At 65.8% G+C, this 26,781-nt stretch carries 25 protein-coding genes; 11 read left to right on the forward strand and 14 right to left on the reverse strand.

Annotated elements, in window-relative coordinates:
* Nucleotides 1-4: 4 nt before the first annotated feature.
* The 5 genes from WDB66_RS02005 to WDB66_RS02025 all read right to left on the reverse strand — a co-directional run bounded on the left by WDB66_RS02005 (nt 5) and on the right by WDB66_RS02025 (nt 5,225).
* Nucleotides 5-1,174 (reverse strand): ABC transporter permease, encoded by a 1,170-nt coding sequence (locus WDB66_RS02005; protein WP_339396748.1) that lies wholly within the window; start codon nt 1,172-1,174, stop codon nt 5-7.
* Nucleotides 1,171-2,943 carry an ATP-binding cassette domain-containing protein gene (locus tag WDB66_RS02010; RefSeq protein ID WP_339396749.1) on the reverse strand — a complete coding sequence of 591 codons (1,773 nt, stop codon included), beginning with the start codon at nt 2,941-2,943 and terminating at the stop codon, nt 1,171-1,173. Before WDB66_RS02010 ends, WDB66_RS02005 begins: the two co-directional genes overlap by 4 nt.
* Nucleotide 2,944: 1 nt before the next feature.
* Nucleotides 2,945-3,985, reverse strand: a complete 1,041-nt coding sequence (gene hlyD, locus WDB66_RS02015) for a secretion protein HlyD (RefSeq protein ID WP_010792193.1) — start codon at nt 3,983-3,985, stop codon at nt 2,945-2,947.
* Nucleotides 3,986-4,012: 27 nt separating this feature from the next.
* A complete protein-coding gene (locus WDB66_RS02020) occupies nt 4,013-4,429 on the reverse strand; it encodes a hypothetical protein (protein ID WP_339396750.1) in 417 nt (138 codons plus the stop codon).
* A 187-nt stretch (nt 4,430-4,616) separates the two neighbouring features.
* Nucleotides 4,617-5,225: a TetR/AcrR family transcriptional regulator gene (locus WDB66_RS02025; protein WP_263476979.1), complete on the reverse strand. Its 609-nt coding sequence runs from the start codon at nt 5,223-5,225 to the stop codon at nt 4,617-4,619.
* Between the two features lie 285 nt (nt 5,226-5,510).
* Here WDB66_RS02025 and WDB66_RS02030 point away from each other — a divergent pair, with 285 nt between their 5' ends.
* Both WDB66_RS02030 and WDB66_RS02035 read left to right on the forward strand, forming a co-directional pair.
* Nucleotides 5,511-6,407: a LysR family transcriptional regulator gene (locus WDB66_RS02030; protein WP_339396751.1), complete on the forward strand. Its 897-nt coding sequence runs from the start codon at nt 5,511-5,513 to the stop codon at nt 6,405-6,407.
* A gap of 466 nt (nt 6,408-6,873) precedes the next feature.
* Nucleotides 6,874-8,082, forward strand: a complete 1,209-nt coding sequence (locus WDB66_RS02035) for a PQQ-dependent sugar dehydrogenase (protein ID WP_339396752.1) — start codon at nt 6,874-6,876, stop codon at nt 8,080-8,082.
* 147 nt (nt 8,083-8,229) lie between these two features.
* Here the strand turns inward: WDB66_RS02035 and WDB66_RS02040 are convergent, their stop codons facing one another.
* The 8 genes from WDB66_RS02040 to WDB66_RS02075 form a co-directional block, all read right to left on the reverse strand.
* Nucleotides 8,230-9,111: a UDP-2,3-diacylglucosamine diphosphatase gene (locus WDB66_RS02040; RefSeq protein WP_339396753.1), complete on the reverse strand. Its 882-nt coding sequence runs from the start codon at nt 9,109-9,111 to the stop codon at nt 8,230-8,232.
* A gap of 120 nt (nt 9,112-9,231) precedes the next feature.
* Nucleotides 9,232-10,404 carry a nucleotide sugar dehydrogenase gene (locus WDB66_RS02045; protein WP_339396754.1) on the reverse strand — a complete coding sequence of 391 codons (1,173 nt, stop codon included), beginning with the start codon at nt 10,402-10,404 and terminating at the stop codon, nt 9,232-9,234.
* Between the two features lie 192 nt (nt 10,405-10,596).
* The gene (locus tag WDB66_RS02050) at nt 10,597-11,499 is read right to left on the reverse strand and encodes a polyprenyl synthetase family protein (RefSeq protein WP_339396755.1); all 903 of its coding nucleotides are present in this window, start codon (nt 11,497-11,499) and stop codon (nt 10,597-10,599) included.
* Nucleotides 11,486-11,761, reverse strand: a complete 276-nt coding sequence (locus WDB66_RS02055; protein WP_339396756.1) for an exodeoxyribonuclease VII small subunit — start codon at nt 11,759-11,761, stop codon at nt 11,486-11,488. The genes WDB66_RS02050 and WDB66_RS02055 overlap by 14 nt, the downstream gene beginning before the upstream one ends.
* A gap of 32 nt (nt 11,762-11,793) precedes the next feature.
* Complete coding sequence (gene tilS, locus WDB66_RS02060) at nt 11,794-13,137, reverse strand: tRNA lysidine(34) synthetase TilS (protein ID WP_339396757.1); 1,344 nt, start codon at nt 13,135-13,137, stop codon at nt 11,794-11,796.
* Nucleotides 13,137-13,859, reverse strand: coding sequence for an arginyltransferase (locus tag WDB66_RS02065; RefSeq protein ID WP_339396758.1), 723 nt, complete (start codon nt 13,857-13,859; stop codon nt 13,137-13,139). The genes tilS and WDB66_RS02065 overlap by 1 nt, the downstream gene beginning before the upstream one ends.
* 55 nt (nt 13,860-13,914) lie before the next feature.
* Entirely contained in the window at nt 13,915-15,054 is a 1,140-nt protein-coding gene (locus WDB66_RS02070; protein ID WP_339396759.1) for a phytase, read from the reverse strand.
* Nucleotides 15,044-15,385: a hypothetical protein gene (locus WDB66_RS02075; RefSeq protein ID WP_339396760.1), complete on the reverse strand. Its 342-nt coding sequence runs from the start codon at nt 15,383-15,385 to the stop codon at nt 15,044-15,046. Before WDB66_RS02075 ends, WDB66_RS02070 begins: the two co-directional genes overlap by 11 nt.
* 48 nt (nt 15,386-15,433) lie before the next feature.
* Here WDB66_RS02075 and WDB66_RS02080 point away from each other — a divergent pair, with 48 nt between their 5' ends.
* The 3 genes from WDB66_RS02080 (at nt 15,434) to bfr (ending at nt 18,999) form a co-directional block, all read left to right on the forward strand.
* The gene (locus WDB66_RS02080; RefSeq protein WP_339396761.1) at nt 15,434-16,321 is read left to right on the forward strand and encodes a cation diffusion facilitator family transporter; all 888 of its coding nucleotides are present in this window, start codon (nt 15,434-15,436) and stop codon (nt 16,319-16,321) included.
* The gene (locus tag WDB66_RS02085) at nt 16,318-18,387 is read left to right on the forward strand and encodes a Na/Pi cotransporter family protein (RefSeq protein WP_339396762.1); all 2,070 of its coding nucleotides are present in this window, start codon (nt 16,318-16,320) and stop codon (nt 18,385-18,387) included. The genes WDB66_RS02080 and WDB66_RS02085 overlap by 4 nt, the downstream gene beginning before the upstream one ends.
* Nucleotides 18,388-18,516: 129 nt before the next feature.
* Nucleotides 18,517-18,999 carry a bacterioferritin gene (gene bfr / locus WDB66_RS02090; RefSeq protein WP_339396763.1) on the forward strand — a complete coding sequence of 161 codons (483 nt, stop codon included), beginning with the start codon at nt 18,517-18,519 and terminating at the stop codon, nt 18,997-18,999.
* A 61-nt stretch (nt 19,000-19,060) separates the two neighbouring features.
* Here the strand turns inward: bfr and WDB66_RS02095 are convergent, their stop codons facing one another.
* A complete protein-coding gene (locus WDB66_RS02095; protein WP_339396764.1) occupies nt 19,061-20,419 on the reverse strand; it encodes an MBL fold metallo-hydrolase RNA specificity domain-containing protein in 1,359 nt (452 codons plus the stop codon).
* A gap of 158 nt (nt 20,420-20,577) precedes the next feature.
* Between WDB66_RS02095 and serS the strand changes: the two genes are divergently transcribed.
* The 6 genes from serS to hflC all read left to right on the forward strand — a co-directional run bounded on the left by serS (nt 20,578) and on the right by hflC (nt 26,776).
* Nucleotides 20,578-21,858 carry a serine--tRNA ligase gene (gene serS / locus WDB66_RS02100; protein WP_339396765.1) on the forward strand — a complete coding sequence of 427 codons (1,281 nt, stop codon included), beginning with the start codon at nt 20,578-20,580 and terminating at the stop codon, nt 21,856-21,858.
* Between the two features lie 261 nt (nt 21,859-22,119).
* Complete coding sequence (locus tag WDB66_RS02105; RefSeq protein ID WP_339396766.1) at nt 22,120-22,329, forward strand: cold-shock protein; 210 nt, start codon at nt 22,120-22,122, stop codon at nt 22,327-22,329.
* A gap of 729 nt (nt 22,330-23,058) precedes the next feature.
* Entirely contained in the window at nt 23,059-23,310 is a 252-nt protein-coding gene (hfq, locus tag WDB66_RS02110; RefSeq protein WP_339396767.1) for an RNA chaperone Hfq, read from the forward strand.
* Nucleotides 23,310-24,611, forward strand: a complete 1,302-nt coding sequence (gene hflX, locus WDB66_RS02115; RefSeq protein ID WP_339396768.1) for a ribosome rescue GTPase HflX — start codon at nt 23,310-23,312, stop codon at nt 24,609-24,611. Before hfq ends, hflX begins: the two co-directional genes overlap by 1 nt.
* A gap of 114 nt (nt 24,612-24,725) precedes the next feature.
* Nucleotides 24,726-25,916 (forward strand): FtsH protease activity modulator HflK, encoded by a 1,191-nt coding sequence (hflK, locus tag WDB66_RS02120; RefSeq protein WP_339396769.1) that lies wholly within the window; start codon nt 24,726-24,728, stop codon nt 25,914-25,916.
* Entirely contained in the window at nt 25,913-26,776 is an 864-nt protein-coding gene (hflC, locus tag WDB66_RS02125; RefSeq protein WP_339396770.1) for a protease modulator HflC, read from the forward strand. The genes hflK and hflC overlap by 4 nt, the downstream gene beginning before the upstream one ends.
* Nucleotides 26,777-26,781: the final 5 nt, after the last annotated feature.

Consider the following 26,781-nt stretch of genomic DNA (forward strand, 5'->3'; position numbering starts at 1 on the left):
CGCGTCACTCCAGGTTCTTGCGCGTGGCGCGCTTGGCGATCACGAAGAACAGCCCCCCGATCGCCGCCATGACCGCCAGGTTGGGCAGGAACACGGCCCAGATGTCGCCGGCCAGGAACACCGTCTTCAGCGAATCGACGAAGTAGCGCGCCGGAACCACCAAGGTGATGGCGCGGATCGGTGCCGGCATGGCGTCGATCTCGTACAGAAAGCCCGACAACATGAAGGCCGGCAGGAAGCCCGTGAACAGCGCGATCTGCGCTGCCAGGAACTGGTTCCGTGCCAAGGAGGAAATCAGCAGACCCTGACCCAGCGCCGGCACCATGAACACCGCCGACAGCAGCAGCAGCGCCGCCAGCGAGCCCCGCATCGGGACCCCGAACACGAACACCGCCAGCGCCGCCGCACCCAGCGTGGACAGCATGCCGAGCACGAAGTACGGCAGCAGCTTGCCGATCAGGATTTCGGCCACCGAGGCCGGCGTGGACAGCACCGCCTCCATGGTGCCGCGCTCCCATTCACGCGCCACCACCAGTGCAGTCAGCATGGTGCCGATGATGGTCATGACGATGGCGATGGCACCGGGAATCAGTGCGCGGCGGCTTTCCAGCTCGGGGTTGAACCAGTAGCGCGGTTCCAGCATGACGGCCTGCGCTGGTGCTCCGACGTCCAGTCCGGCACGCCAGGACTGGACAACGCCGCGGGCGTAGTTCTCGACGTAGTTGGCGGTATTGGGGTAGGAGCCGTCGGTGACGATCTGCACCAGCGGCTCGCTGCCACGCTGGGCCAGCCGCTGCTCGAAATCCTGCGGAATCACCACGTAGCCGCGCAGGTCGCCTGAGACCAGTTGGTCGGCCACTTCGCGCCGGCCATGGGCGAAGTGCGTATTCAGGAAGCGGGTGCCCGAAAACGCTGCGGCCAGCGAGTGTGCCGATGCGCCGGGCGACTCCAGGACCACGCCGACACGGACATCCTTCGCATCCAGCGACACCGCATAGGCGAACAGCAGCAGCAACACCACTGGCAGCACGAACGCGATCAGCAGCGTCGAGGGGTCGCGCAGCGCCTGGTAGCTTTCCTTGGTCACCAGGGCGATCAAGCGCCGTAAATCAAAACGGCGCAAGTCGGTCTGCAGGGGGCCACTTCCGTCTTTGTGCATTGTGGCGCCGTTCATGTGGCGGCCTCCAGCTCGCGGTCTGACGACTCCACCAGGTGAATGAAGGCGTCCTCCATCGTCGGGTCGGGTTGTTCGGGGCTGACCGCCGAACGTTTGAGCGCGTCGGGCGTATCCAGCGCGATCAGTTGCGCACGCGAGAGCATGGCCACGCGGTCGCAGTATTCGGCCTCGTCCATGAAGTGGGTGGTGACCATGATGGTCACGCCCTTGCGGGCCAGTCCGTTGATGTGGGTCCAGAATTCCCGCCGGGTGATCGGGTCCACGCCCGAAGTGGGTTCATCCAGGAACAGCACGGGCGGCCGGTGCATCAGCGAACAAGCCAATGCCAGGCGCTGCTTGTGGCCCAGCGGCAGGGAATCGGGCGTGGCGGACAGCCAGTCGCCCAGATCGAAGGTTTCGATCATCTCGGCAATGCGCTCGCGCCGGGTGTTGCCTTCCAGTCCGTAGACGCCGGCCGAGAATTCCAGGTTCTGCTGCACCGAGAGCAGGCCGTAGAGCGAAAACTTCTGCGCCATGTAGCCGAGCCGGCTCTTGGCTGCGCCGGTGGCGCGGCGCAGATCATGGCCCACCACATGCGCTTCGCCAGCAGTTGGTTTCATCAGGCCGCACAACATCTTGAAGGTGGTGGACTTGCCGGCGCCGTTAGGGCCGAGCAGGCCGAAGATTTCGCCCTTTTGCACCTCGAAGCTGACGTTGTCGGTGGCGGTGAACTCGCCGAAGCGCTTGGTGAGGTTTCGGCACGACACGGCAATGTCGGAACCCAGCTCAACCGGCGGCAGACGCTCGGCCAGCGTCGAAGTGCCGCCGGGGCCGCCACCGAGCAGATCGATGAAGGCGTCTTCGAAGCGCGCGGGCACCTGCGCCAGCTCCACTCGCGCCTGATCGGACAGGGCCTGGAGCTGCTCCGCTTGAGCGCCCTCGCGCAACACCACGCGCACGCCGGCGCCCTGGATCACGCCATCGCTCACGCTGGGCAGGTCGAGTGCCTGGGTCAGGACCGCTCGACGCTCGGCACCGACGTCTTCCAGACGGAAACTGCGGCCTTCGAGCTGCGCGGTCAGCTCCTGCGGCGGGCCATCGAACAGGAGCTTCCCTTGGTTCAGCAGCAGCACGCTCTCGCAGCGCTCGGCTTCGTCGAGATAGGCGGTGGACCAGACCACGGCCATGCCTTCATCGGTCAGCGCCTGCACCATGCGCCACAAGTCCTGGCGGCTGACCGGGTCGACACCCACGCCCGGCTCGTCCAGCAGCAGCACCTTCGGCCGCGCCATGAGCGCACAGGCAAGGCCCAGCTTCTGCTTCATGCCGCCGGAGAGCTTGCCGGCCAGGCGTTTGGTGAAGGGTCCGAGCCGCGTGAAGTCCAGCAGCTCGGCAAACAGATCGGCGTTGCGGTCCGCATCCATGCCGCGCAACTGCGCATACAGGCGCATGTTCTCCATCACCGACAGGTCTTCGTACAGGCCAAAGCGTTGCGGCATGTAGCCACTGGCGACATGAATGGCGTCGTTGTCCTTGACCACGTCATAGCCTGCCAAGGTGACGTGGCCGGCGTTCGGCACCAGGAGGCCGGTCAGAATCCGCATCAGCGTCGTCTTGCCGGCGCCGTCGGGGCCGACCAGACCCGTCAGCCGTCCATAGTGGATGCGCGCGCTCAAGCCCCGCAGCGCCTTTACGTCGCCGAAATGCTTGTCCACGTCTTCGATGACGATGGCAGCGTCTTCGCCCGCACCCGCAGGCACGGCGGCGATAGCAGGGCTTGCCTGCATTTCAACGCTCCCCCGCCGGGATACGGGTGCCGGCTTTCGCATCGACCTCGATCGTCACCGGCATGCCCTGGCGCAAGGCACTGTCGCTGTCGGCTTCGTCGATGACGATGCGCAGGCGGTAGACCAGATCCGTGCGCAAATCCGTCGTCTCCACCGTCTTGGGGGTGAACTCGGCGCGCGGCGAGATGAAGCCGATCTGGCCGCGATAGACCTTCTCTGATGAATCGCTTTTGACGCGCACCACAGTACCGGGCGCGATGCGCCCCAAGTCCGACTCGCCCACGTAGGCGCGCACGTAAACCGGCTTGTCCAGGCTCAGGCTGTAGACCGCGCTCTGGCTTGCGACCATGCTGCCGGGCTCCCGCACTCGTGCGATGACGGTGCCGCTACTGGGCGCCATCAACTCGGTGTCCGCCAAGGCTGTCGTGGCTTGCGCTGCGGCAGCCTGTGCGGCCGCAAGGCGAGCTTCTGCCGCGGCGATGTCTTCCTTGCGAAAACCTTCGGATGCTTGCGACAGGGCCGCCTTGGCCGCTTCGACGCCAGCGGCTGCCTGGTCGCGCGCCGTGCGGGCTGCATCGACCGTGCGCTGGCTGCTGGCGCCCGATGCCAGCAGGCCACTCTGGCGCTGGAAATTGCGCTCGGTCTCGGTGGCGAGCGCCTGGGCCTGCCTGAGGGCTTCGCGCGCCTGGGTGATTTCCTGCGGTCGCAGGCCGCGGCGCAGCTTGGCCAGTTCCGCCTGCGCCACCTGCACCTGGGCCTGTGCTGCCGCAAGTGCTTCCCGATAGGGTTGCGCGTCAAGCGCCGCCAGGCGCGCGCCCGCGCTGACGGCATCGCCCTCATCGAAAGCCATTTGCATCACGCGCCCGGGCTGACGGAAGGCCAGTTGCACCTCGCGGATGTCGACGTTGCCGTAGAGGCGCAATGCATCTTGTTGTCCATGGTCGCGCGACAACCAGAACGCCAGTGCGCCGCCAAGAGCGAGCACGACGACGGCGATCACGACCCAACGGGTTTTCTTGAAGAGGAGGTTTGGAGTTTTCATCGATGGGTTTCCGCTGGATAAAGGTGCTCAGTGCTCGCGTGCGACCGGCGCATTCGCCGCTGACCGGCGCCAGGCGATGGCCGCTATGCCAGCCCACAGCAGCGTCATGGCGACCACCGTGCGTCGCTCCCAGGCGCCACCCAAAGCCACATGCACTCCGAAAGCGAGGAGCACGAGTGCGGTCGCCACCGTGATGACAATCGCTAACCACGCGGCCCAGCGCCGGCGCATCCACAAGCCGACGCCGGCGACGATGTAGGCGAACCCGGCCAGAAAATTGAACCAGAGCACGAAAGGCACATAGTGGCCGGCGGCTTGGCGCGTCGCGCCGTCGACAAACAGAACGGCGCCGCCCTCCCGAAGAGTGAGCAGGCCGAAGCCGATCGCGAGCAGGGAGATCAGCCAGTGCCAGATGCTGCGTTGTGGATGAGTGGTCATCTTCATGGCCTTTACTTGATCGCGGAAACTCCCAAGCCTTCGCCGTTGTCGCGGGGTGCGTGTGCGTTCCGCCGGGCGGTCGGGCTGAGTGTTGAATGACGCGGATTCGCGCTGGAGGCGCAACGCGATCGCATGACCGTGGTGTGCCTCTCGGCTGACCGAGAAACTGCGTGGCGGCAAGATGGAAGGCGCTTCATCGGGTGTGCGTGATGCCACGGAGATAGATGGCAAACACTGCTGGCGCGTCGCGGCGGATGCGTGCTACGTCGCCCGCCAGCAACGACTGCATCACCAGCCCTTGAATTGTGCCGATGAACAAGACGACGGCCGCGTCCACATCCAGTTCTGAATGCAGCTCGCTTCGCGCCTTACCAGCTTCGAGCAGTCGACGCAACCGCTCACCATATTGACGGGTCAAGGTCTGCACCATTCGCTTGGGCAGGGTCTCTCCCGGCCGCTGCAATTCGCCGAAGAGCATCCTCGGCACCCCCGGGTGCTCGGCCACGAAGTCGATGTGCGTCTTGAAGATCGCTTCAAGAGCTGCAAGGGGGGACGTAGCACCTTCTGCGGCCTTGTCCACTCGAGCCATCAGGCGTTCCGTAACCCAGGACATCACCGCCTGCAAGATTGCGTCCTTAGTCGGGAAGTGACGGAACAGTGCTCCCTGGGTCAACCCCATGCGCTGCGCGATGGCCGTGGTCGTGATGTCGCTGGGGTTCTGTTCGGCAGCCAAGTCGACCACTGCCTCGACGGTGGCCGCGCGCCTCTCATCAGCCGGCAGATGCCTGGAGTGTCCGCTCATTGCTTGCATCCCAAAAAAAGTGAGTAATCTATTACTAGCTTACCACTATGCAGCCAGACCGCAAGAGGGGAAGCACGAAAAAGAGGTCTCGATGAACAGCAGAACTGCTATCTCAGACGGCTGCCAACGGTCGATTTCTGGCGGGCGCAAACGTCGCCCTCCGCACCTCATTGGCGGAAGGGCGCCGGCACATCGCAAGCCTGGCGCGGCGTAAGTGGGCGGGATGTGGATGGAGATGCTGGCGCCCGAGAGGCCGAACCAGAAGAAGACGAACAGGAGGTGGCCTTGGATTTCAGATTGCTGCGCTACTTCATCGCAGTCGCGGAAGAACTGCATCTGGCCCGGGCAGCCGAGCGTCTGGGCATCGAGCAATCGCCTGTGTCACGTGCGATGCGCGACCTGGAAAGCCAGCTTGGCGTGCAGTTGTTTGACCGCAGCACACGCCTGACGCGGCTGACCTGGGCTGGCCAGGTGTTCCTAGGCGAATGTCGGCGCGTGCAGGCCACCGTGGAGCAGGCAGTCAAGAGCGCCAAGGCCGCGGCACAGGGGTACCAGAGCCATCTGCGCATCGCGATCTGCGACGGCCTGGCGCAGCCCCGCATCGCCACCTTGCTGGCACGCAGCCGCGAGGACGAGCCCGAGATGGAGATTCGCGTCTTCGAGCTGCCGTTCGCGCAGCAGCTCAAGACGTTGCACGACGATCTGCTGGACATCGGCTTTGCGTTGTCAAACGCGGTACATGATGGCCTCGTCGCCGAGCCGGTGTGGACCGATCCGCTGTCGGTGATCGTGCCCGCACGCCACCCCTTGCTGGCACACGTGCAGGTGCCGCTGGCCGAAGCCCTGAAGTTCCCGCTGGTTCTGTGCCATCCCGAATCGGGATCGGGCTGCCGCCATCAGATTCAAGCGCTGCTGCAGGACGCAGGCACGCCGCTCAAGCTGGTCGATGAAGTGACCAGCCTGGGCGTGATGCTGACCCTGGTCGGTGCCGGCTACGGCATCGGCTTCGCCATCGCCTCGCAGGTGCAGACGCTACAGCGCCCGGACATCTCCATTCGTCCCTTGGCCGGCAGCCCACCGGTGCTCTCTACCTACCTGCTGCGCCGCCGGGGCGAACCCTCGGAGCCCATGAAGCGGTTCATCGAGCGGGCGAAAGGCGGGCGGGACCGGGCCTGTCGATGATGAGTCAATCCTTTGAGGACGCAGCTCACCTGTCCGTAGCGGCCTGTGGCGTGATGTGCCAGTGGACAGATAGACTTCGGTATGAAATCCGATGCTCTGGCTGTTGATGGATGTGCTTGGCTCGCTTTGGATCACCCGCAACGGCCTGCGTTGACCAGGCCGAAGACTTGAGTCCACAATCGAGTCCATTCCGTGACGCTTGGATCGGAAAAAACGTTCGTAATAAACGAGTTAGCGACCGGGTGCTGTTCCCTTCACCCGCTCCAACTCCCGCCCGTTTCACGATCTTCAGCGCGATGCGCCGCCACGCGCGTGATGTGATTTCCAGACCCGTTCGATCCCATTGTGTTGGCCTGGAATCCAGGCCGGACTGCGCTTGCGCAGGTGCTGCGCCACTGTCATGCGGTGCACCCGGGGATGCGATATCGTCGGCCGGTCTTTTCAAGCAGGTGAGGGAGATACGGCAATGAATGCAATCAGGAATGTGCTGGCCCTCGGCATCGCCACTGCGCTGCTGGCGGCCTGTGGCGGTGGCGCCGATACCGCAGTCGATACCGCACCATCGCCGCCGGCGGAAACAGCACCGCCCGCCGTGGCTGAAACGCCGGCACCGGCAGCCGTGGGCGAGGGTGCGTTTGTCGTAGCCGAACTGGCGCGCTTCGATTATCCGTGGGCGATGACCTTCCTGCCGGACGGACGCCTGCTGGTGACCCAGATGAGCGGCGAGCTGAAGCTGTACGACCCTTCCGGCAACACCAGCGGCGACATCGGCGGCGTGCCGCAGGTGACGCATGTGGCGCAGGGCGGCCTCGGTGATGTGGTGCTGCATCCGCATTACGCGGACAACCAGTGGGTCTACCTCAGTTATGTCGAAACCGATGAAACCGGGCTCGGCGCGGTTGTCGCGCGGGCGAAGCTGGCGCTGGACGATGCCGGCGGCGGTAAGTTGCAGGATCTGGAAACCATTTGGCGCCAGACCCCGAAAAAGAGCGGTGACGGCCACTTCGGTTACCGCATCGCGTTCGATGCCGAAGGCAAGCTGTGGATCAGTTCCAGTGAGCGCAAGGAGTTCGATCCGGCCCAGGATCTGGGCACCAACCTGGGCAAGATCCTGCGTCTGAACGACGACGGCACGCCGGCCGAGGGCAATCCTTTCGCAGATCAGGGCGGGGTTGCCGCGCAGGTCTGGACGCTTGGGCACCGCAATATTCTCGGCATGGCTTTCGATGCCGAGGGCCGGCTCTGGGCGCACGAGATGGGGCCCAAGGGCGGTGATGAGCTGAACCTGATCGTCAAGGGTGAAAACTACGGTTATCCGCTGGTTTCCAACGGCAACCACTACGACGACACGCCGATTCCCGATCACGCCACCCGGCCCGAGTTCCGCGCGCCGGTGGTCAGCTGGACTCCAGTGATCTCGCCTGCCGGCTTCATGATCTACGACGGCGGGCTGTTCCCGGAATGGAACGGCAACGGCTTCATCGGCGGCATGTCCTCGATGTCGCTGGTGCGCATCGCGTTCGGTGGTGAAACCGCCAGCGAAGCACAGCGCTTCGACATGCAGCGCCGCATCCGCGAAGTGGAGCAGGGCCCGGATGGCGCAATCTGGCTGCTGGAGGACGGTACCCGCAAAGGCAAGGGCTGGCTGATGAGGCTGACCCCGCCGCAAGCTTGAGGCAGCGCCGCCGGAACGATGATCCGTTCCGCCCCGGCATCGCAGACGAGGCGGAGCCGCAGCAGCGGTTCCGCTTTTTCGTGGCTGCGCATTGGGTTGTGTCTTGCGCTAGGTGTCGCGCCGATCTTCGATCCAGGTGACCAGTGGTCAGCCGGCGCGATGCGGTCTCGCCAGGGCTGTTTTCGGTGTCGTGCCCAGCATCGGGCTTGAGTGGCGCGCTAGTGGTGCCAATGCCAGCGGTGCGGTGCGGGCCGGGATCAGCTGGTCGCTGCCCGAATGCGCCAGCGCCGCCTGTTTTTCGCTCCAGTGCAGCAGTTGCATTGTGCCGTCACGGGTTTCGACCAGCGCGGTGCAGTGTTCGACCCAGTCGCCATCGTTCATGTAGAGCACATCGCCGATGCGGCGCAGGTTGCCGAAATGGATGTGGCCGCAGATGTGGCCATCGAAGCCTGCCTCGGCGCAGGCCGCCGCGACGCGTTGCTCGTAGGCGTCGATATAGGTCATCGCGCCGGCCAGCCGGGTCTTGGCGATGATCGACAGCGGCAGGTAGGGCAGGCGCGCCATGCGGCGCAGACTGGCGACGGTGCGGTTCAGCAGGCACAGGCCGCGATGACCGTATTCGCCGATCCATTCCAGCCAGCTGCGGCCGATGCGTTCCGGATCAAACTCGTCACCGTGGCTGACCCGGTATCGGCGCCCGTCGGCGCCCACGTGCACGGCCTCCAGCTGGATGCCGATGCCGCCCAGGAACTGGCCGCAGAGGCTGCGCAGCGGCGCGTCGTGGTTGCCGGGGATGTAGGTCACGCGGGTGCCGCGCGCGGCGATCGCGAACAGTTCGGACACCACGTCGCGATGCGCCTTCGGCCAGCGGCTGCGGTGCGCCATCGCCTGGATGTCGACGATGTCGCCGACCAGATACAACTGCTGGCAGCGCGTGCTGCGAAGGAAATCGAGCAGGTAGTCGGCACGGCAATCCGGCGTGCCCAGATGCACATCGGAAATGAAGATGCTGCGGAACTCCAGACCCATCGTGCTTCTCCACCTTCACGCCGGGCTTGCAGTGTTGGCTGCCGGCATCACCATCAGGTTGCGACGCAGTGAAGTTTTCAAGACAGCGGCCGGTGGGGCGGCTTTACAGATCGGAGTGTCTTACAGGTCGATGCCGAACAGGTCGCGGGTGTAGATCTTGTCGGCCACGTCCTGCAATTCGGCGCTGCGGCGATTGGCGACGATGACGTCGGCCTGGCGCTTGAAACCGTCCAGATCGTGGGTGACCTCGGAGCCGAAGAATGCCGCTTCGTGCAGCAGCGGTTCGTAGACGATGACCTTGATGCCCTTGGCCTTGATCCGTTTCATCACGCCCTGCACCGAGCTGAAACGGAAGTTGTCGCTTTCGGCCTTCATCACCAGGCGGTGGATGCCGACCACGGCCGGCCTGCGCCGCAGGATGTCGTCGGCGACGAAGTCCTTGCGCGTGGTGTTGGAATCCACGATGGCGCGGATCAGGTTCTGCGGTACGCGCTGGTAATTGGCCAGCAGTTGGCGGGTGTCCTTGGGCAGGCAGTAGCCGCCGTAGCCGAAGGAGGGATTGTTGTAGTGCGCGCCGATGCGCGGGTCCAGGCAGACGCCGTCTATGATCTGGCGCGTGCTCAGCTGGTTGCTGGCGGCGTAGGTGTCCAGTTCGTTGAAGAAGGCCACGCGCATCGCAAGGAAAGTGTTGGCGAACAGCTTGATCGCCTCGGCTTCGGTATTGCCGGTCAGCAGCACCGGCGCGTCCGGGCGCTGGCTGGCTTCGCGCAGTAGATCGGCCAGTTGCCGGCCGCGCGCCGAATCCTCGCCGACCACGATGCGCGAAGGGTGCAGGCAATCATGCAGGGCCTTGCCTTCGCGCAGGAACTCGGGCGAGAACATGATCGCGTCGGTGCCCAGTTCAGCCTTCAGTTCCTCGGTGAAGCCGACCGGCACCGTCGATTTGATGACGATCAGCGCGTCCGGATTGATGCGCCGTGCCTGCTGCGCGGTGCTGCGCACCGATTCGACATTGAAGTGGTTGGTCTGAGTGTCGTAGTCGGTCGGGGTGGCGATGAAGATGCAGCGCGCCTGGCGGCAGGCTTGGTGCAGATCGGTGCTGGCATCCAGATGCAGGGTGTGGTGCGCCAGATGCTCGCTGATGTCCGGATCGATGATCGGCGAGACGCGGCGGCGGATCGCATCGACACGGGCCGGGTCGATATCGCAGACCGTCACCTGGTGGCGGGCGGCGAGCATGATGGCGTTGGACAGGCCGACATAGCCTCCGCCGACAACGGCGATCTTTTGCATGGCAGGTGCTTCGCACGCGCATGGAAGCGGGGCTTCGATGCTAGGCAGCAAACCTGACAGCAATATGTTGTTTCAGCCGGAATCTATGTGCCGCAGGTGGGGCGCGCTCTGTTGGCCGCGTGCGGGCGCGGCGGGAGAAGCTAAGGAGTGGCCTGCGCGCAGTCCGGGGATCCGGATGTGGAGAGCCGGCCCTCAGTGCGAGCGGCGGGTACTGAAACGTGCCAGTTCGCCCAGCATCCGCGTATCGGCGGGAATCCGGTCCAGTGCGTGGTGCATCTGCTGCACGAGCTGTTCCAGCAGCTGATGCGAAGCGTCCATGCCGAGCAGGGCCGGATAGGTGGGCTTGTGGTTGGCGGCGTCCTTGCCGACGGTCTTGCCGATCAGTTGCGGATCGCCTTCCACATCAAGGATGTCGTCGCGGATCTGGAAAGCCAGGCCGAGCGCGGAGGCGAAGGCGTCGAGTTGTTCCTGCGTGCCTTCATCGGTGTCGGCCGCCAGTGCACCCAGGCGCACCGCGCAGCGGATCAGCGCGCCGGTCTTGGCGCCGTGCATGCGGCGCAGTTGTTCGGCATCCATCGGCTGCGCCGCAGCGGCCTGGCCGACGGCGGCCAGATCGATCGCCTGCCCGGCGACCATGCCCTGCATGCCGGAGGCCTGCGCCAGATCCTTCACCATCGCCAGCAGCGTGGCCGGTGGCGACGGGCTTTCGGTCAGTACCTCGAAGGCCAGCATCAGCAGGGCATCGCCGGCGAGGATCGCGTTGGCCTCGCCGAAGGCCACGTGCACCGTCGGCTTGCCACGGCGCAGCGCGTCGTTGTCCATCGCTGGCAGATCGTCGTGCACCAGCGAATAGGCATGGACCAGTTCGATTGCGGCGGCCGGGGCATCGAGCGTGGCGGGGTCGGCGCCCAGCGTGGTGCCGGCGGCATAGACCAGCAGCGGGCGCATGCGTTTGCCGCCATCCAGCGTGGCATGTCGCATCGCATCGGCCAGTGATGGTGCCTGCCGTTCGCGGCGCTCGATGGCGGCGGCGATGAACCTGTTGCAGCGTTCGATCCAGCCCTGGCGGATCGCGTCCAGTTCAGCCAGCGTCATCGAAGGGCTCGGCGCTGTCCGGGTCAAGCGGGTCGGCCAGCAGGCGGACGCGCAGTTCGGCCTGCTCCAGAGCGGTCTGGCAGCGCCGATAAAGGCCGACCCCGCGCTCGTAAGCGGCGAGCGATTCATCAAGCGAGAGATCGCCCTTTTCCATGCGCTGCACCAGGGCTTCCAGTTCATCCAGCGATTGTTCGAACTGGGCGACGGCGTGGGTGTCGTCCTTCGGAGTGGACGGGTCGGACGTGTCAGGCAACTTGGACATGCGGGGCAGTGTGGGCCAGGGTCGAAGTCCGGTCAATCCGGCCGCAGCATGATGCGTGTGCCGTGTTGCAATTGCCACCGGGCGAAGGCGTCGCTGTGCCAGCGCGCGGCTACGGAAAGCAACTGGTCTGCGCTGTCGAACAGCAGCGGCAGGCGGGCGCGTTGCCAGGGCGGCAGCCCGCTTTCCTGCAGCAGTTTTTTCAGCGTGCGCTGGTGGCCGCGAATTCGCAGGTGCTCCCCGCCGCGACGCGGGCGCACAATGAAATCCACCGGCTCACGCAGTGCAGGTTCGAATTGCAGCCGGCCCATACCGGCGGGCACCAGCAGCGGCACGGTGCCGTCCCAGTGCAGTTGCCAGTGCCCGGCTGGCGCGGTGGATGCGTCGTGGTCATCGCTGTCGAGCCTGCCATCGTCGGCGTGCAGCCATTCGCGGTGGCGGCGCAGGCGGGCGCCACGCCAGGCCAGCATCGGGGTGGCGTCGGCGCGGCAATCGACCAGTTCCGGCAACACCCGCGCCCAGATGCCGGCCGGCGGCCGAGGCAGGCCGAGCGCATCAAGCCAGGCACCGAGCACACGCCGCGCCAGTGCCGGCGGGATGCCGCGCAGTGCGGCGCAGGACAGCTGCCGCTCCGGTGAAAGATGGGCTGCAAGATGATCGCGGGCGATCTGTTCGAGTGCGTCGGCCTCTTCGCGCAGGCGCCGTGCGCTGGCGGCGATGCGGAGGTCGGCATCGGGAAACGCTGCGCGCAGCGCCGGCAGCACCTGGTGGCGCAGGCGGTTGCGCGCATGTTGCGGCTCGGCATTGGCCGGGTCGTGGATCACCTCAAGATCGTGCTGCTGCGCATAACGCTCCAGTGCGCTGCGCGGTACATCCAGCAGCGGGCGCCACAGCAGGCGCTGCGCATCACCGGGCAATGGCCGCAGCCGGCGCATGCCGGCCAGTCCTTCGTTTCCGGCACCGTGCAGCAGGCGCAGCATCAGGGTTTCGATCTGGTCGTCGCGGTGATGCGCCAGCGCGAGCAGACCGGGTGTTGGCAGTTGTGCAGCGAAAGCGGCGTGGCGGGCGTGGCGGGCGGCGGCTTCAAGGCCGTTTTCGCGGATGTCGTCGGCGTCCACCTGCACCCGGCAGGCGTGGAACGGCACTTGCCATTGCGCGGCGGTCGCAGCGCAGTGTGCGAGCCAGGTATCGGCGTGCGACTGGAGGCCGTGATGGATGTGCAGTGCGGAAAGACCGCGCGCGCGGGCTTCAGGCAGGTTCGCCAGCAGGTGCAGCAGCACGCTGGAATCCAGTCCGCCACTGAAACCCAGCCACAGCGTGCCGGGCGGCAGCAGCGCCAGTTCATCGCGCAGCGCCGACAGCCAGGGCGGCGCTGCCATCAGCGCAGCTCCTGCCAGCGGCCTTCGCGCAGGATCTGCAGCGCAGAAAAGCGCCGTTTGTAATCCATCTTCGGGTGTCCGGGGAGCCAGTAGCCGAGGTAGACGAAGGCCAGGTTGCGGCGTTGCGCCAGCGCGATCTGTTGCAGGATCGCGAACGTGCCCAGGCCACGGCGCGGGTGTTCGGGTGCATAGAAGGTGTAGACCGCCGACAGACCCTGTGGCATCACGTCGGTGACCGCCACCGCCAGCAGCTCCTGTTCCAGGCGCAGTTCGATGAACATGGTGCGGCCCCAGCGCGAGATCAGGAAACGTTCGAAATCCTCCGGTGTGGGTCCGGCCATCGGGCCGTCGCCGTGGCGGCTGTCCAGATAGCGCGCGTACAGATCGAAGGCTTCCTCGTGCGGCCGGGCCGGCACCGTGGCGATCTCCAGATCGGCATTGCGCGCAAGGCAGCGGCGCTGGCTGCGGTCGGGCTGGAAGTGCTGCACCTCGATGCGGCTGGCGGTGCAGGCATCGCAGTCCGGGCAGTGCGGGCGGTAAATGTGGCCGCTGGAGCGGCGGAAGCCGTGGTCCACGGCGTTGGCGTAGGCCTGCGCCAGATACGGCGAGTGCGGGTCGAGCACCAGATTGCGCGCCTGGCGTTCCGGGTAGTAGCCGCATTCGTGCAACTGCGTCTGGAACAGGCGGATCGGGATTTCCGGCGGCGGTACGCGCATCGTCATGCCGGCATCATCGCCAAGGCGTGCGCGGCAACGCAACGCCGCGGCCTGCGGGGATTTATTCCGGGCAATCCAGCCAGAGGTTCAGCGCATCGGCGATATCACGCCAGTCCAGCGCGGCGATGGCGCGGTCGTCGTGCACCGCGTACAGCACGCCGTAGGGGAAGCGCTCGCTCGCCACCGGATGCAGCGCGATGCCGTCGGTATTGCGCAGTTCCGGATGCCCGACGCTGCCCAGATAGGCCAGCGTGGCGCGGTCGAAGACGTGGAAGCGGTTCATCAACTCGCCGTCGCCCTGATCGGTGGCGATCCAGTAGCCGTTGCCGCTCGGGCATTCGTACAGAGCGATGCCTTCCGGATCGCCCTGGAATAGGCCCGCGCCCAGGGTTTGGCCCTGGTAGCGGCCTTCGATCGAGTACACCAGCGCGCCGTTGCGGCTGAAGTCCGGATGTTCCTCGGCGATCACCAGCCGGTCGAAGGCGGCATCGCCGGCGATCGATTCGACGTAGCGCAGCGCGCTGTCTTCGCTGGTGCCGCCGAAGCTGTCCAGCAGCCAGGCGCGCACCGGGTATTCGTCCAGCCGCACGCGGAAGCGCTTGATGCGCTGGTCCAGCCGTTCCAGCGCCGGCACCTGCAAGCGGCCCGGCTCCGGCCCGGCATCCTGATAGCTGTCGGTGACGTAGACCTCGACTTCGCCGGGTGCGGTTTCGTGCAGCCACAGGCCGTAAGGCGCGCGCAGCCGGCCTTCGCCGAAGCTGCCCAGCGGCTCGAATTCCGGCAGCGACAGCACCTGCACCGCACCACGGTCGCGCTCGACCACCAGCAGCGCATCGCCGAACGTGGCCACGCCGTTGGGATAGGCCAGTTCGCCCGGCGCGCCGATGCGTTGCAGCAGCGCGCCGCTGAGGCCGTCGTAGACGAACAGCTGGCCGATGTCCTTGGCGCTGGCGATCACCCGGGTGTCGCCTTCCGGGCTGAGCCAGGTGGTGATCGAGTCCACGCCGGCATCGGCCACTTCCGGGCTGGTGAAGGAAATCGGGATACGTGTTGCCGCGACGCCATCGCCGGGCGGTCCGGGTGGCGGTTCCGGTCGTGGCGGCTGGCTGGCGCAGGCGCACAGGGCCAGCAGTGCGATGCCGGGAAACGCCTTCCACCAGGAGCCGGAAAGTGGGGGGGCGCTGCGGGCATCAACGGGCACGGCATTTCCTCTGTGGCAAGGTCTGGGTGTCGGCCCGCAGCGGCGGCCGTCGGGGTGTCATGCGGGATGGCTGAGCCGGGCGCATTGCAGCGCGTGCGGTCCCGCTGCCGGGCACTATAGCGAGCGGCACGAACGTGGCAAAGTGTGGCGTTTGATTATCCGCCGGCACCGTGATGGTGTCCGGCCAACCCAGTGGAGCGGCAGCGTGGGTGAGCATCGTCAGCAGCGGGAACAGGCGGCGCAGGGATGCCGTGATGGCGCCGGGCACGATGCGCCCGCTGGCCACCATGCGCATGGCGGACATGCCCACCGGCGCGACCATGACGGCCATTCACATGCACATGAGCATGGCGCCCACGGCCACAGCCATGCCCCGGTGATGACCGCCGACAACCAGCGCAGCGTGCTGCTGGCGATGCTGCTGACCGCCAGCTTCATGGTGGTGGAAGTGATCGGCGGCTGGCTGTCCGGCTCGCTGGCGCTGATCGCCGATGCCGGGCACATGCTGACCGATGTCGCGGCGCTGGCACTGGCCTGGGCTGGCTTCCATTTCGGCCGGCGTGCATCCAATCCGCGCAAGACCTTCGGTTACATGCGGCTGGAAGTGCTGGCCGGCTTCGTCAATGCGATGACGCTGTTCCTGCTGGTGGCCTGGGTATTGTGGGAAGCCATCGGGCGCTTGCGTGCGCCATCGCCGGTGCTGGCCGGGCCGATGCTGGCGGTGGCGGTCGGTGGGCTGCTGGTCAATCTGGTGGTGTTCGCGATCCTGCGCCGCGCCGATACCTCGCACGTCAACATCCGGGGCGCGTTGCTGCATGTGCTGGGCGACATGCTGGGCTCGGTTGCGGCGATCCTGGCGGCGATCGCGATCCACTTCACCGGCTGGACCCCGATCGATCCGATCCTGTCGGTGCTGATCCTGCTGCTGATCCTGCGCAGCGCCTGGCATCTGCTGGGGCAGTCCCTGCATATCCTGCTGGAAGGCACGCCGCCGGATATCGACATCGGCGCGTTGCAGGCGCATCTGGTGGAACAGGTCGACGGGCTGGAAAAGGTCGAGCATGTGCATGTGTGGTCGATCACTTCCGGGTTGCCGGCCGCGACGCTGGAAGCGCATATCCGCAGCGGCGCCGATCCGCGCCAGCTGACGCGCGCGATCAAGCAGGAGCTGGCCAGCGCGTTCGGCATTGGCCACAGCACGGTGGAAATCGTCTGGGACGACGGCACCGGCTGCGCGCTGGATCCGGCCGGGCAGGGTGGCGCATGACCGGCATCGAAATCGATCCTGGCGGGGAACTGCACACGCCGGCACGCTGGCGCAGGTTGCTGGGACATCTGCGCCTGTTGCCGGTACTGGCGGTGGCGCTGCTGCTGGCCTGGAGCTTCTGGCGCAGCGCCGGCTGGCTGGAGCTGTGTGCCGGACTGGCGATGTTCCTGTTCGGCATGCAGATGCTGGAGGAAGGGCTGCGCAAGCTGGCCGGCAGCAAGCTCGAACAGTGGCTGGCGCGCAGCACCGGTACACCGGTTCGCGGCCTGCTGTTCGGCATCGGTGGCACCGCGCTGCTGCAATCGAGCACGCTGGTGTCGCTGCTGACGATCGCCTTCGTCAGCACCGGGTTGATCCAGTTGGCCGGCGGCATCGCGATCATCTTCGGCGCCAATCTCGGTGCTACGTTCGGCATCTGGCTGCTGGCGCTGGCCGGGCAGAACTTCAGTCTTTCACCCCTGGCGCTGCCGTTGCTGGTGTTCGGCGTGCTGGCCGGTTTTCTGGGCGAACGCAGCAAGGCGGCCGGCCGCGTGGTGCTGGGCATCGCCTTCATCTTCCTGGGCATCGACCAGCTCAAGGACGGCTTTTCCGCGATGGGCGGAGCGCTGGATCTGGAAGGCGTGGCGGTGGGCGGGATCAGCCCTACGCTGCTGTTCGCGGGCATCGGCATGGCGGCGACCGTGGTGCTGCAATCCAGCCACGCCACGCTGATCCTGACGCTTGCCGGTCTGGGTTCCGGGCATCTGCAACTGGACCAGGCGCTGGCGCTGGCGATCGGCGCCAATGTCGGCAGCAGCATCAGCACCGCCGTGGTCGGCATGCTGGGCGGCAATCGCAGCGGACAGCGTCTGGCGCTGGCGCATGTGCTGTTCAACGGCACTACGGCGTTGCTGGCCTTGTTGCTGCTCGCGCCGCTGTCGTGGCTGGTGCAGGCGCTGGCCGGGGTGTTCGGTTTCGGCGGCAATGCGCTGCTGCAGCTGGCACTGTTCCACAGCCTGTTCAATGGCATCGGGGTGGCGTTTTTCTGGCCCTGGCAGGAGGGATTGGCGCGTTTTCTGACATGGCTGCGGCCGGAGCCGCGCGAAGCCCAGGTGCAACTGCCGGAAGCGGCAGAAAAGAAGCGCGCACCGCGCCGCATCCGGGCGCGCCACCTCAACAAGCAGGCGCTGGATTCGGTTGATGCCGCCTCGGCGGCGGTGGCGGCCGAATTGCGCCATCTGGGCCGCCTGTGCCTGGAAGTGATCTGCCATGCGCTGTATCTGCCGGTGGAAAAGCTGCATCAGCCGCTGGACGCGGAGACGACGCTGGAGCCGGTGCAGACCGCCGTTCCGGTTGATGCCGAAGCGCTGTACCAGCACTACGTCAAAGGCGTCTATGCCGACCTGCTCAGCTTCATGGGCCGGCTGGAGCAGCCGCTGGATGCCGACCACCAGCGCTACTGGCGGCGCTACCAGGTGGCCGCGCTGCAACTGGTGAATGCGGTCAAGGACGCCAAGCACCTGCAGAAGAACATCGTCCTGTACCTGTTCGCGCCACCCTCGCCGGCGCGCGACGCCTATCTGCAGCTGTGGCGCCAGCTGTTCACCGCGCTGCATGGCGTGGTGGCGCTGGGTGACCTGCAGGATGATGCAGGTCACGCTGCGCTCGCGATGGGCGATATCGTGCAGCGCCAGCAGGAGTTCGACACCGCGTTCCAGCAACGCCTGTTCGGCATGGTGCGGCGTGGCGAACTGGATGGTATCCAGACCGGTTCGCTGATGAACGACCTGGGCTACGTCAATGCGATCGTGCGCCGTTTCGGAGACGCCGCCGATTTCACTCGCGAACCCGAATCGTTGCGCGAGCTGCGTCGCCTGGCGGCCGAGGACGTGGGCACGGAAATGGATGTGGAGTCCGGGCCGGTGCAGGGAAACCTGGCCGGTCACGATGAGGTTGTCGCACCGGAAACCGAAGCTGGCGATCCCGCCGCCGCGCCGGCCGCCATGCCGGTGGATACGGAAGCTGCGGAAGCTGCTGAAACCGAAGCGGAACCCTCCGATACATCATCACCACGGACAGATTCCTGACTCGCGGCAACCGGCAACAGCGGCCGATGTGTTCGCGAATGAGAACTGCAACGCTTCTCATCCGGCGCCCGGTGCGGAATTTTCGCCATACTGGCCCGATCCCGTTTCCAGCTTCCCAGGAGTTCCGGCATGAAAGGCCATCCCGAAGTCATCGATTACCTCAACTTCCTGCTGCGTGGCGAGCTGGCCGCGCGCGACCAGTACTTCATCCACTCGCGCCGCTACGAGGACCTGGGTCTTGAGGCCCTGTACCAGCGCCTGGACCACGAGATGGAAGAGGAAACCGAGCACGCCGATGCACTGCTGCGGCGCATCCTGTTCCTGGAAGGCGATCCGGACATGCGGCCGGATGCGTTCGAGCCGGGCAAGACCGTGGAGCAGATGCTGGAAAAGGATCTGGCTACCGAATACGCGGTGCGCAAGAACCTGGCCGACGGCGTCGCGCTGTGCGAGCGCCACGGCGATTACGCCAGCCGCCAGATCCTGGTCGAACAACTCAAGGACACCGAGGAAGACCACGCCTACTGGCTGGAAAAGCAGCTGCGCCTGATCCGCATGATTGGGCTGGAGCGCTATCAGCAGAGCCAGCTGCGCGGCGGCGACGACGCCTGATACAGCAAGGGCGCGTTGAACTTCGGCGGAGCCGTCAGCGCACGGCTCCGCCTTCGTTTTTTCAGAGCACGAATTCCTGCCCCGGCAGCGGCACGCTGGCATCCCAGCCCAGTTCGCGCTGGATGCGCACCCGCAGCGCCTCGGACGCATCGGCCTCGCCGTGCACGATCAGCACCTTGCGCGGCCGTTCGCGAAAACCGCTCAGCCAGCGCATCAGCTCATCGCAATCGGCATGCGCCGAGAGCATCGGCAGCTCGGCCACATCGGCATTGACCGGTATCCAGCGGCCATGGATCTTGACCTCGCGCGCGCCGCCCAGCAGTGCGCGGCCGCGCGTGCCGGCCGCCTGGAAGCCGGAAAACAGCAGCGTATTGCCATGGTCCGGCGCGAACGCGGCGATGTGGTGCAGCACGCGCCCGCCAGTCGCCATGCCGCTGGCCGAGATGATCACCTTCGGATACGGATTGGCCGACAGCGCCTTGGACTGCTCGACCTCGCGCACATAGGTCACCGCATCGCAGGCGGCTTCGTAATCCTGCGCCGGCAGGCGGTGGTCATCGGGGAAACGGTGCAGCAGTTCGCTGGCGCTGGTGGCCATCGGGCTGTCCAGGTACACCGGCACATTGCGCAGCCGGCCGGCGCGGCGCAGTTGCCACAGGTGATGGATCAGCGACTGCGCGCGGCCCACCGCGAAGGCCGGAATCAGCACGGTGCCGCCGCGTTGCACGGTGCGCTCGATCACCTCGCCCAGCGCTTCGACCGGATCGGCGGCTTCGTGGCGGCGATCGCCGTAGGTGGATTCGATGACGATCACATCGGCGCGCGGTACCGGTTCCGGATCGTGCATCACCGGGTCGTTGTAGCGCCCCAGATCGCCGGAAAACACGAAGCGCTGGCCGCCGATGTCCAGTTGCGCACTGGCCGCCCCGAGGATGTGGCCGGCGCGGCGGAACAGCAGCTGCGCACCGCCCGGCAGCGCGATGTCCTGGTGCCAGCGCGCCGCGCGGATCGCCCGGATCGCGCGTTCGGCATCGGCGGCGCGGTACAGCGGCAGCGCCGGGCTGTGTCGGCTGAAGCCTTTGCGGTTGGCGAACTCGGCGTCCTTTTCCTGCAGGAAGGCACTGTCGCGCAGGATCAGCGCCGCCACTTCGCGGGTTGCGGCGCTGGCATGCACGGTTCCGGAAAAGCCGTCGCGCACCAGTCGTGGCAGATAGCCGCTGTGGTCCAGATGGGCGTGGGTCAGCACCACCGCATCCAGTTCGCGCGGCGATACCGCCAGCGGCTGCCAGTTCAATTCGCGTAGATTCTTCAGACCCTGGAACAGGCCGCAATCGACCATGATGCGGGTGCCGCCATGCTGGATCAGATGCTTGGAGCCGGTGACGGTGCCGGCACCGCCGAGTGAGGTGAAGGAAGGCATGGACGCACCTGCACGGAAGGACGCCCGAGCATAGAACCTGCAAGGATTCCGGCCCAGCACCGTGATTGCCGGCAGCGCCGAACGCAAGGGTGCGCATTGCCTGAACCGTGTCTGGGCGCGGATAATGGCCGGTCCTGTCGTCTTGCCGGACCCAAGTCATGCTCGATCCCGCCCTGCTGCGCAGCCAGCTTGCCGCCACCGCCGAACAGTTGAAGACCCTGCGTGGCTACGATCTGGACGTGTCCGCGTTCGAGCGCCTGGAAGCCGAGCGCAAGACCATCCAGGTGCGCACCCAGGAACTGCAGAATCTGCGCAACACCCGCTCCAAGGCCATCGGCCAGGCCAAGGCCAAGGGCGAGGACGCCAGCGCAATCCTGGCCGAAGTGGCCGGCATCGGCGACGAGCTCAAGGCCAGCGAAACACGGCTGGACGCGATCCGCGCTGAAATCGACGCCATTGCGTCGGGTATTCCGAACCTGCCCGATGCGTCGGTGCCTGCCGGTGCAGACGAAAACGACAACGTCGAGCAGCACCGCTGGGGCACGCCGCGCAGTTTCGATTTCGAGGTCAAGGATCACGTCGAACTGGGCGCACGTCACGGCTGGCTTGATGCCGAAGCCGGCGCCAAGCTGTCCGGCTCGCGCTTCACCGTGTTGCGCGGCGATCTGGCCAGGCTGCACCGCGCGCTGGCGCAGTTCATGCTCGACCTGCACACGGGCGAGCACGACTACACCGAAACCAATGTGCCGCTGATCGTCAATGCCGAGAGCATGCGCGGCACCGGCCAGCTGCCCAAGTTCGAGGAAGACCTGTTTGCCACCGATTTCGGCGACAGCCGGCGCTATCTGATCCCGACCTCGGAAGTGCCGCTGACCAATCTGGCGCGCGGCGAAATCCTCGAAACCGAATCACTGCCGCAGCGCTACACCGCGCATTCGTTGTGCTTTCGCTCCGAAGCCGGCAGCGGTGGCCGCGATGTGCGCGGCATGATCCGCCAGCACCAGTTCGAGAAAGTGGAACTGGTCAGCCTGGCGCATCCGTCACAGAGCAATGAGGAACACGAGCGCATGACGCGGTGCGCCGAAGTGGTGCTGGAACGCCTCGGCTTGCCGTATCGGCGCATGCTGCTGTGCTCGGGCGACATGGGTTTTTCCGCGATCAAGACCTTTGATCTGGAAGTCTGGCTGCCGAGCCAGCAGCGCTACCGCGAGATCAGTTCGTGCTCGAACTGCGGCGATTTCCAGGCGCGCCGGATGCAGGCGCGCTTCCGCAACCCGGAAACCGGCAAGCCGGAACTGCTGCATACACTGAACGGCTCCGGTGTTGCTGTCGGCCGCGCGCTGATCGCGGTGATGGAGAACTATCAGAACGCCGACGGTTCGATCACGCTGCCGGACGTGCTGCGGCGATACTTCGGTGGAGCCGGGCAGATCGCCTGACGCCGTACGGGTATTTGCCAGGGCGCCGCTGGTACCGGCATTGTGTCCGCCAGTCGCCCCGCAGCCGGGGTGCTGGATTTTGCGACAGGGATCGCGTATTGTGTTGGCCGCTGTGTTTTTGCTTGGGGTCACGGGGTATCGTGACCGGATGGAGGCCCGCAAGGTTGATCCATCTTTTCGCTTCATTCCACTCCTGCAAAAGACAGTCGTGCATGCCTGGGAATGCCGGGCGTTTCTTTGTTTTTTGTAGGAGTTTCAACGATGTCTGATCGTCAGACTGGTACTGTCAAGTGGTTCAACGACGCCAAGGGTTTTGGCTTCATCACGCCTGAGAGTGGCCCCGACCTGTTCGTTCACTTCCGCGCCATCCAGGGCAACGGCTTCAAGTCGCTGCAGGAAGGTCAGAAGGTGAGCTTCGTCGCCGTGCAGGGCCAGAAGGGCATGCAGGCCGACCAGGTTCAGGCGCTCTGATCGCGCTGCGGAACCCCAGCTCCTGCTGATTACGTGTCCGGCTGCGCGCCGGCACGGACCAGAAGCGGGTTCCGGTTGTACCTGAAATGCCGGGGGCGAAAGCTCCCGGCATTTTCTTTGGACCGATTTCCGGGTTTGTGCAAGTTTGTGCAAGGGCGAAGCGTGCGACCGAAAGGTGATCCGCGCATCCGTAGGGTGCAGCGTTGTGCCGGCAGCGCGCACGGCCCGAAGGCTGGGCGTTGCCCGCCTGGCGGCGATATTGCGAAGGTTCTCCACAGTTGCTGTGGGCGGGGTTCCGGAACAGATGTGGACAACTGCGTTTTCGCCCAATGGCATCAGTCAGTTGCATCGTTTTGCCCAGAAATCGACCAGCACCTTTGGGTGCGGATGGCGCGGTTTTCCACAGCCGCTGTGCATGGGGCGCCGGAGAAGCATGTGGATAACCACCGTATCACGTGCAGCGGCAGCCACTTGCATCGTTTCGACGAAAAAATCACCGCCCTGCGCCATGTGCTGCCGGCGCGTACCGGCCATGCACCGTAGAACGCGGGTGCATCACACGAGCTGTTGCCACAGAAGGTCACCATCCTGCCGCTGGCTGCGGTGTACCATGGCCTTGCGTTGTCATGCGGGCCGCCCCATTTGGGATAACGGTGCATGACGCCAGTGGCGTCCGCGGACGCCGCCATAACAACACATCAGAATCAATACACTCAGGAGTCAGCCACCATGTCCAAGGGCCAGTCATTGCAGGATCCATTCCTGAACGCCCTGCGCCGCGAGCGCGTTCCCGTATCCATCTATCTGGTCAATGGCATCAAGCTCCAGGGCACGATCGAATCGTTCGACCAGTTCGTCGTGCTGTTGCGCAACACCGTGAGCCAGATGGTCTACAAGCACGCCATCTCCACCGTCGTGCCGGCGCGCAACGTGCGCGTCACACCGCCCGGTGGCGATGACGAAAACCAAGACGAGGGCTGATGTTCGAACGATCGAAAAGGGGCGAGCGCGCCCTGCTGATACAGCCGCACAGCGGCAGTGGCGATGATCCGGCGGTGCTGGAGGAATTCGCCGAACTGGCGCGTTCGGCCGGCGCCACCGTGGCTGCGACGCTGCCGGCGCGGATCGACCGGATCAATCCGGCCACGCTGATCGGCAGCGGCAAGGTCGAGGAAGCGCAAAGCCTGTGCAGCGCCGCCGATATCGATCTGGTGCTGGTCAACCATCCGCTCTCGCCGGTGCAGGAGCGCAACCTGGAGCGCGCACTGCAGTGCCGCGTCGTGGATCGTACCGGCCTGATCCTGGACATCTTCGCGCAGCGTGCCCGCTCGCATGAAGGCAAGTTGCAGGTGGAACTGGCGCAGCTGCGCCACATGGCCACGCGCCTGGTGCGTGGCTGGACCCACCTTGAGCGCCAGCGCGGTGGTGCCATCGGCTTGCGCGGTCCGGGTGAAACCCAGCTGGAAACCGACCGCCGGTTGCTGGCCAAGCGCGTGGATACGCTCAGCGCGCGGCTGGACAAGGTCGAGGTCCAGCGCAACCAGATGCGGCGTGCGCGCCTGCGTCAGGGCATTCCGCGCGTGGCACTGGTGGGCTATACCAACGCCGGCAAATCGACGTTGTTCAATGCGCTGACCGGTGCTGATGCCTGGGAGGCCGATCAGCTTTTCGCCACGCTGGATCCGACCATCCGCCGTCTGGAAGGTCTGGCCTGCGGCGAGGTGGTGCTGTCGGATACCGTCGGTTTCGTGCGCGATCTGCCGCATGACCTGGTGGCGGCATTCCGCTCGACCCTGTCCGAAGCGCGCGATGCCGATCTGCTGCTGCACGTCGTGGATGCGGCCGATCCGCAGCGCGAGGAGCGCATCGGGCAGGTTGGCGAGGTATTGCGCGAGATTGGCGCCGACGAGATCCCGCAGCTGCTGGTGTTCAACAAGATCGACCGGCTCGAAGAAGGCGCGGCCCGCGTCGATGTGGACGAGGAAGGCGAGGCGATGCGGGTATGGGTCTCGGCCCGCACCGGTGCCGGGTTGGAGCCGTTGCGCGAAGCGATCTCCGCGCGCCTTTCCGGTGAGCGTGTGCGCGGCCGGGTGCATCTGTCGGCGCTGGCGGGCCGGCTGCGGGCGCGGCTGTTCGCAGCCGGTGCGGTGCGGCACGAGGTGGCTGATGACGATGGCTGGCAGATCGAGCTGGACATGCCGCTGGCCACCGCACAGCAGATATTGAGTGGCGGCGACCCGGAAGTCGCCGCGGTTCGCGGCCAGTTGCTTGCCGCATCCTAGCCGGGCTCCCTACAATCACGTGTTGCCCTGACATTTTCGACCGGCCCTGTTGTGGCAGGCCGCGTTTGCCCGCGAAGCGGCGAGGCGCGACCACGGTCAACTCTGGAGTTATGCATGGCCTGGAATGAACCTGGCGGCGACAGGAACAAGGACAAGGATCCCTGGAGCGACGGACGTGGCGGCGGCCAGGGTCCGGATGTGGATGCTTTTCTGGCGCGCCTGAAATCCAACCTCGGCCGTGTATTCGGTGGTGGTGACGACGACAACGGCGGCGGACGCGGCAGTGGCGGCGGCAATGGTGGGCCGTCGATCGGCCTGATCCTGCTGGGCGTGGTGCTGGTCTGGTTCGTGTTCGATTCCTGGGTACTGATCGACGAACGCCAGCGCGGCGTGGTGCTGCGCTTCGGCAAGTACGAGCGGCTGATGACGCCGGGCCCGAACTTCAAGCTGCCGCGCCCGTTCGAAAGCGTCACCAAAGTCGACGCGACCCAGGTGCGGAACATCTCCGACCAGGTGCTGATGCTGACCCGCGACGAGAACATCGTGGTGGTGGACTTCAACGTGCAGTACCAGGTCTCGGACCCGCAGCTGTATCTGTTCGGCACGCGTGATCCGGACGACACCCTGCGCCAGGCCGCCGAGAGTGCGGTGCGCGAGGTCATGGGCAACAGCGTGATGGACACCATCCTCTCGGGCCAGCGTGCCGAGCTTGCGGCGCAGGCCAATGAGCGCCTGCAGGCGGCGCTGGACCAGTACCGCACCGGGCTGACGGTGAGCGAGTTCAATCTGCAGAACGCGCGCCCGCCGCAGGAGGTCAAGGACGCCTTCGACGACGCGATCATCGCGCGTGAAGACAAGCAGCGTTTCGAGAACGATGCGCTGGGTTATGCCAGCAAGCAGGTGCCCGAAGCGCGCGGTGCGGCGGCCCGCATCAAGGCCGAATCCGAGGCCTATCACGCCCAGGCGATTGCCCGTGCCGAAGGTGACGCGGCGCGCTTCACACTGCTGGCCGAAGAATACCGCAAGGCGCCGGCGGTGACCCGCAAGCGCCTGTATCTGGAATCCATGGAAGAAGTGCTGGCGGCCAATCCGAAGGTGCTGGTCGGGGATCGCGGCGGCAACAACGTGATGTATCTGCCACTGGATCAGCTTTCCGGCGCCAATGCCGGCGGTTCGCGCGGCGATGCCACCTTCATCGAGCGGCTGCCGCCGATCCAGGCGGCCACCACGCCGCCACAACGCCCGGCCACGCGCGATACGGCGCGTGAGTCCACCCGTACACCACGCGAGGGTGCCAGCCGATGAGAAACCTGATTGTCATCATCGTCCTGGGTCTGGTGCTGCTGGTCAGCAGCAGTGTCTTCATCGTGCGCGAGGCGCAGGTCGGCGTACTGTTCCAGCTCGGCCGCATCGTGCGTACCGACATTCCGCCGGGCGTGCATCTGAAGATCCCGCTGATCCAAGACGTGCGTATCTTCGACAGCCGCATCCTGACGCTGGACTCCCAGCCCGAGCGCTACCTGACCTCGGAGAAGAAGGACGTCAACGTCGATTTCTTCGCCAAGTGGCGCATCGACGAGGTCGGGCGCTACTACACCACCACCTCGGGCGATGAATTGCAGGCGATGCAGCGCCTGAATCCGATCATCAAGGAGGCGCTGCGCAACCAGATCAACCAGCGCACCCTGCAGGAAACCGTGTCCGATGCACGCAGCGGCATGACCGAAGCGCTGGTGGCCACGGCCAGCGAAGGCGCCCGCAGCCTCGGCATCGAGGTGGTGGACGTGCGCATCAAGCGCATCGACCTGCCCGAGGAAGTGTCCGAATCGGTCTACAACCGGATGCGCGCCGAGCGTTCGCGCGTGGCCAACGAACTGCGCTCGCAGGGCGTGGAGGCATCGGAAACCATCCGCGCCAATGCCGACCGTGAACGTCAGGTGATCCTGGCCAATGCCGAGCGCGATGCGCAGCGGGTGCGCGGTGAAGCCGATGCACGCGCCACCGAAATCTATGCCGAAGCCTATGGCCGCGATGCCGAGTTCTACGCCTTCCATCGCAGTCTGGAAAGCTATCGTGCCGCGTTCCAGGATGGCGATGCGGTGATGGTGCTGGATCCGGATTCGGAGTTCTTCCGTTATTTCGGCAACCCCGGCCGCGCCGAGTAATCCGG

It is taken from the genome of Denitratimonas organivorans (assembly GCF_037478135.1).
Taxonomy (GTDB): domain Bacteria; phylum Pseudomonadota; class Gammaproteobacteria; order Xanthomonadales; family Xanthomonadaceae; genus Denitratimonas.

Excerpts from the sequence above, each read along its gene's own strand:
- bfr (WP_339396763.1), top strand. The coding sequence starts at position 18,517 with ATGAAAGGCCATCCCGAAGTCATCGATTACCTCAACTTCCTGCTGCGT.
- WDB66_RS02010 (WP_339396749.1), bottom strand. The coding sequence starts at position 2,943 with ATGCAGGCAAGCCCTGCTATCGCCGCCGTGCCTGCGGGTGCGGGCGAA.
- WDB66_RS02080 (WP_339396761.1), top strand. The coding sequence starts at position 15,434 with ATGACCGCCGACAACCAGCGCAGCGTGCTGCTGGCGATGCTGCTGACC.
- WDB66_RS02005 (WP_339396748.1), bottom strand. The coding sequence starts at position 1,174 with ATGAACGGCGCCACAATGCACAAAGACGGAAGTGGCCCCCTGCAGACC.
- hflX (WP_339396768.1), top strand. The coding sequence starts at position 23,310 with ATGTTCGAACGATCGAAAAGGGGCGAGCGCGCCCTGCTGATACAGCCG.
- WDB66_RS02085 (WP_339396762.1), top strand. The coding sequence starts at position 16,318 with ATGACCGGCATCGAAATCGATCCTGGCGGGGAACTGCACACGCCGGCA.
- WDB66_RS02040 (WP_339396753.1), bottom strand. The coding sequence starts at position 9,111 with ATGGGTCTGGAGTTCCGCAGCATCTTCATTTCCGATGTGCATCTGGGC.
- WDB66_RS02035 (WP_339396752.1), top strand. The coding sequence starts at position 6,874 with ATGAATGCAATCAGGAATGTGCTGGCCCTCGGCATCGCCACTGCGCTG.
- hlyD (WP_010792193.1), bottom strand. The coding sequence starts at position 3,985 with ATGAAAACTCCAAACCTCCTCTTCAAGAAAACCCGTTGGGTCGTGATC.
- WDB66_RS02055 (WP_339396756.1), bottom strand. The coding sequence starts at position 11,761 with ATGTCCAAGTTGCCTGACACGTCCGACCCGTCCACTCCGAAGGACGAC.
- hflK (WP_339396769.1), top strand. The coding sequence starts at position 24,726 with ATGGCCTGGAATGAACCTGGCGGCGACAGGAACAAGGACAAGGATCCC.
- WDB66_RS02095 (WP_339396764.1), bottom strand. The coding sequence starts at position 20,419 with ATGCCTTCCTTCACCTCACTCGGCGGTGCCGGCACCGTCACCGGCTCC.
- serS (WP_339396765.1), top strand. The coding sequence starts at position 20,578 with ATGCTCGATCCCGCCCTGCTGCGCAGCCAGCTTGCCGCCACCGCCGAA.
- WDB66_RS02020 (WP_339396750.1), bottom strand. The coding sequence starts at position 4,429 with ATGAAGATGACCACTCATCCACAACGCAGCATCTGGCACTGGCTGATC.
- hflC (WP_339396770.1), top strand. The coding sequence starts at position 25,913 with ATGAGAAACCTGATTGTCATCATCGTCCTGGGTCTGGTGCTGCTGGTC.
- WDB66_RS02105 (WP_339396766.1), top strand. The coding sequence starts at position 22,120 with ATGTCTGATCGTCAGACTGGTACTGTCAAGTGGTTCAACGACGCCAAG.
- WDB66_RS02025 (WP_263476979.1), bottom strand. The coding sequence starts at position 5,225 with ATGAGCGGACACTCCAGGCATCTGCCGGCTGATGAGAGGCGCGCGGCC.
- tilS (WP_339396757.1), bottom strand. The coding sequence starts at position 13,137 with ATGGCAGCGCCGCCCTGGCTGTCGGCGCTGCGCGATGAACTGGCGCTG.
- WDB66_RS02045 (WP_339396754.1), bottom strand. The coding sequence starts at position 10,404 with ATGCAAAAGATCGCCGTTGTCGGCGGAGGCTATGTCGGCCTGTCCAAC.
- WDB66_RS02075 (WP_339396760.1), bottom strand. The coding sequence starts at position 15,385 with ATGGCCGTCATGGTCGCGCCGGTGGGCATGTCCGCCATGCGCATGGTG.
- hfq (WP_339396767.1), top strand. The coding sequence starts at position 23,059 with ATGTCCAAGGGCCAGTCATTGCAGGATCCATTCCTGAACGCCCTGCGC.
- WDB66_RS02050 (WP_339396755.1), bottom strand. The coding sequence starts at position 11,499 with ATGACGCTGGCTGAACTGGACGCGATCCGCCAGGGCTGGATCGAACGC.
- WDB66_RS02065 (WP_339396758.1), bottom strand. The coding sequence starts at position 13,859 with ATGACGATGCGCGTACCGCCGCCGGAAATCCCGATCCGCCTGTTCCAG.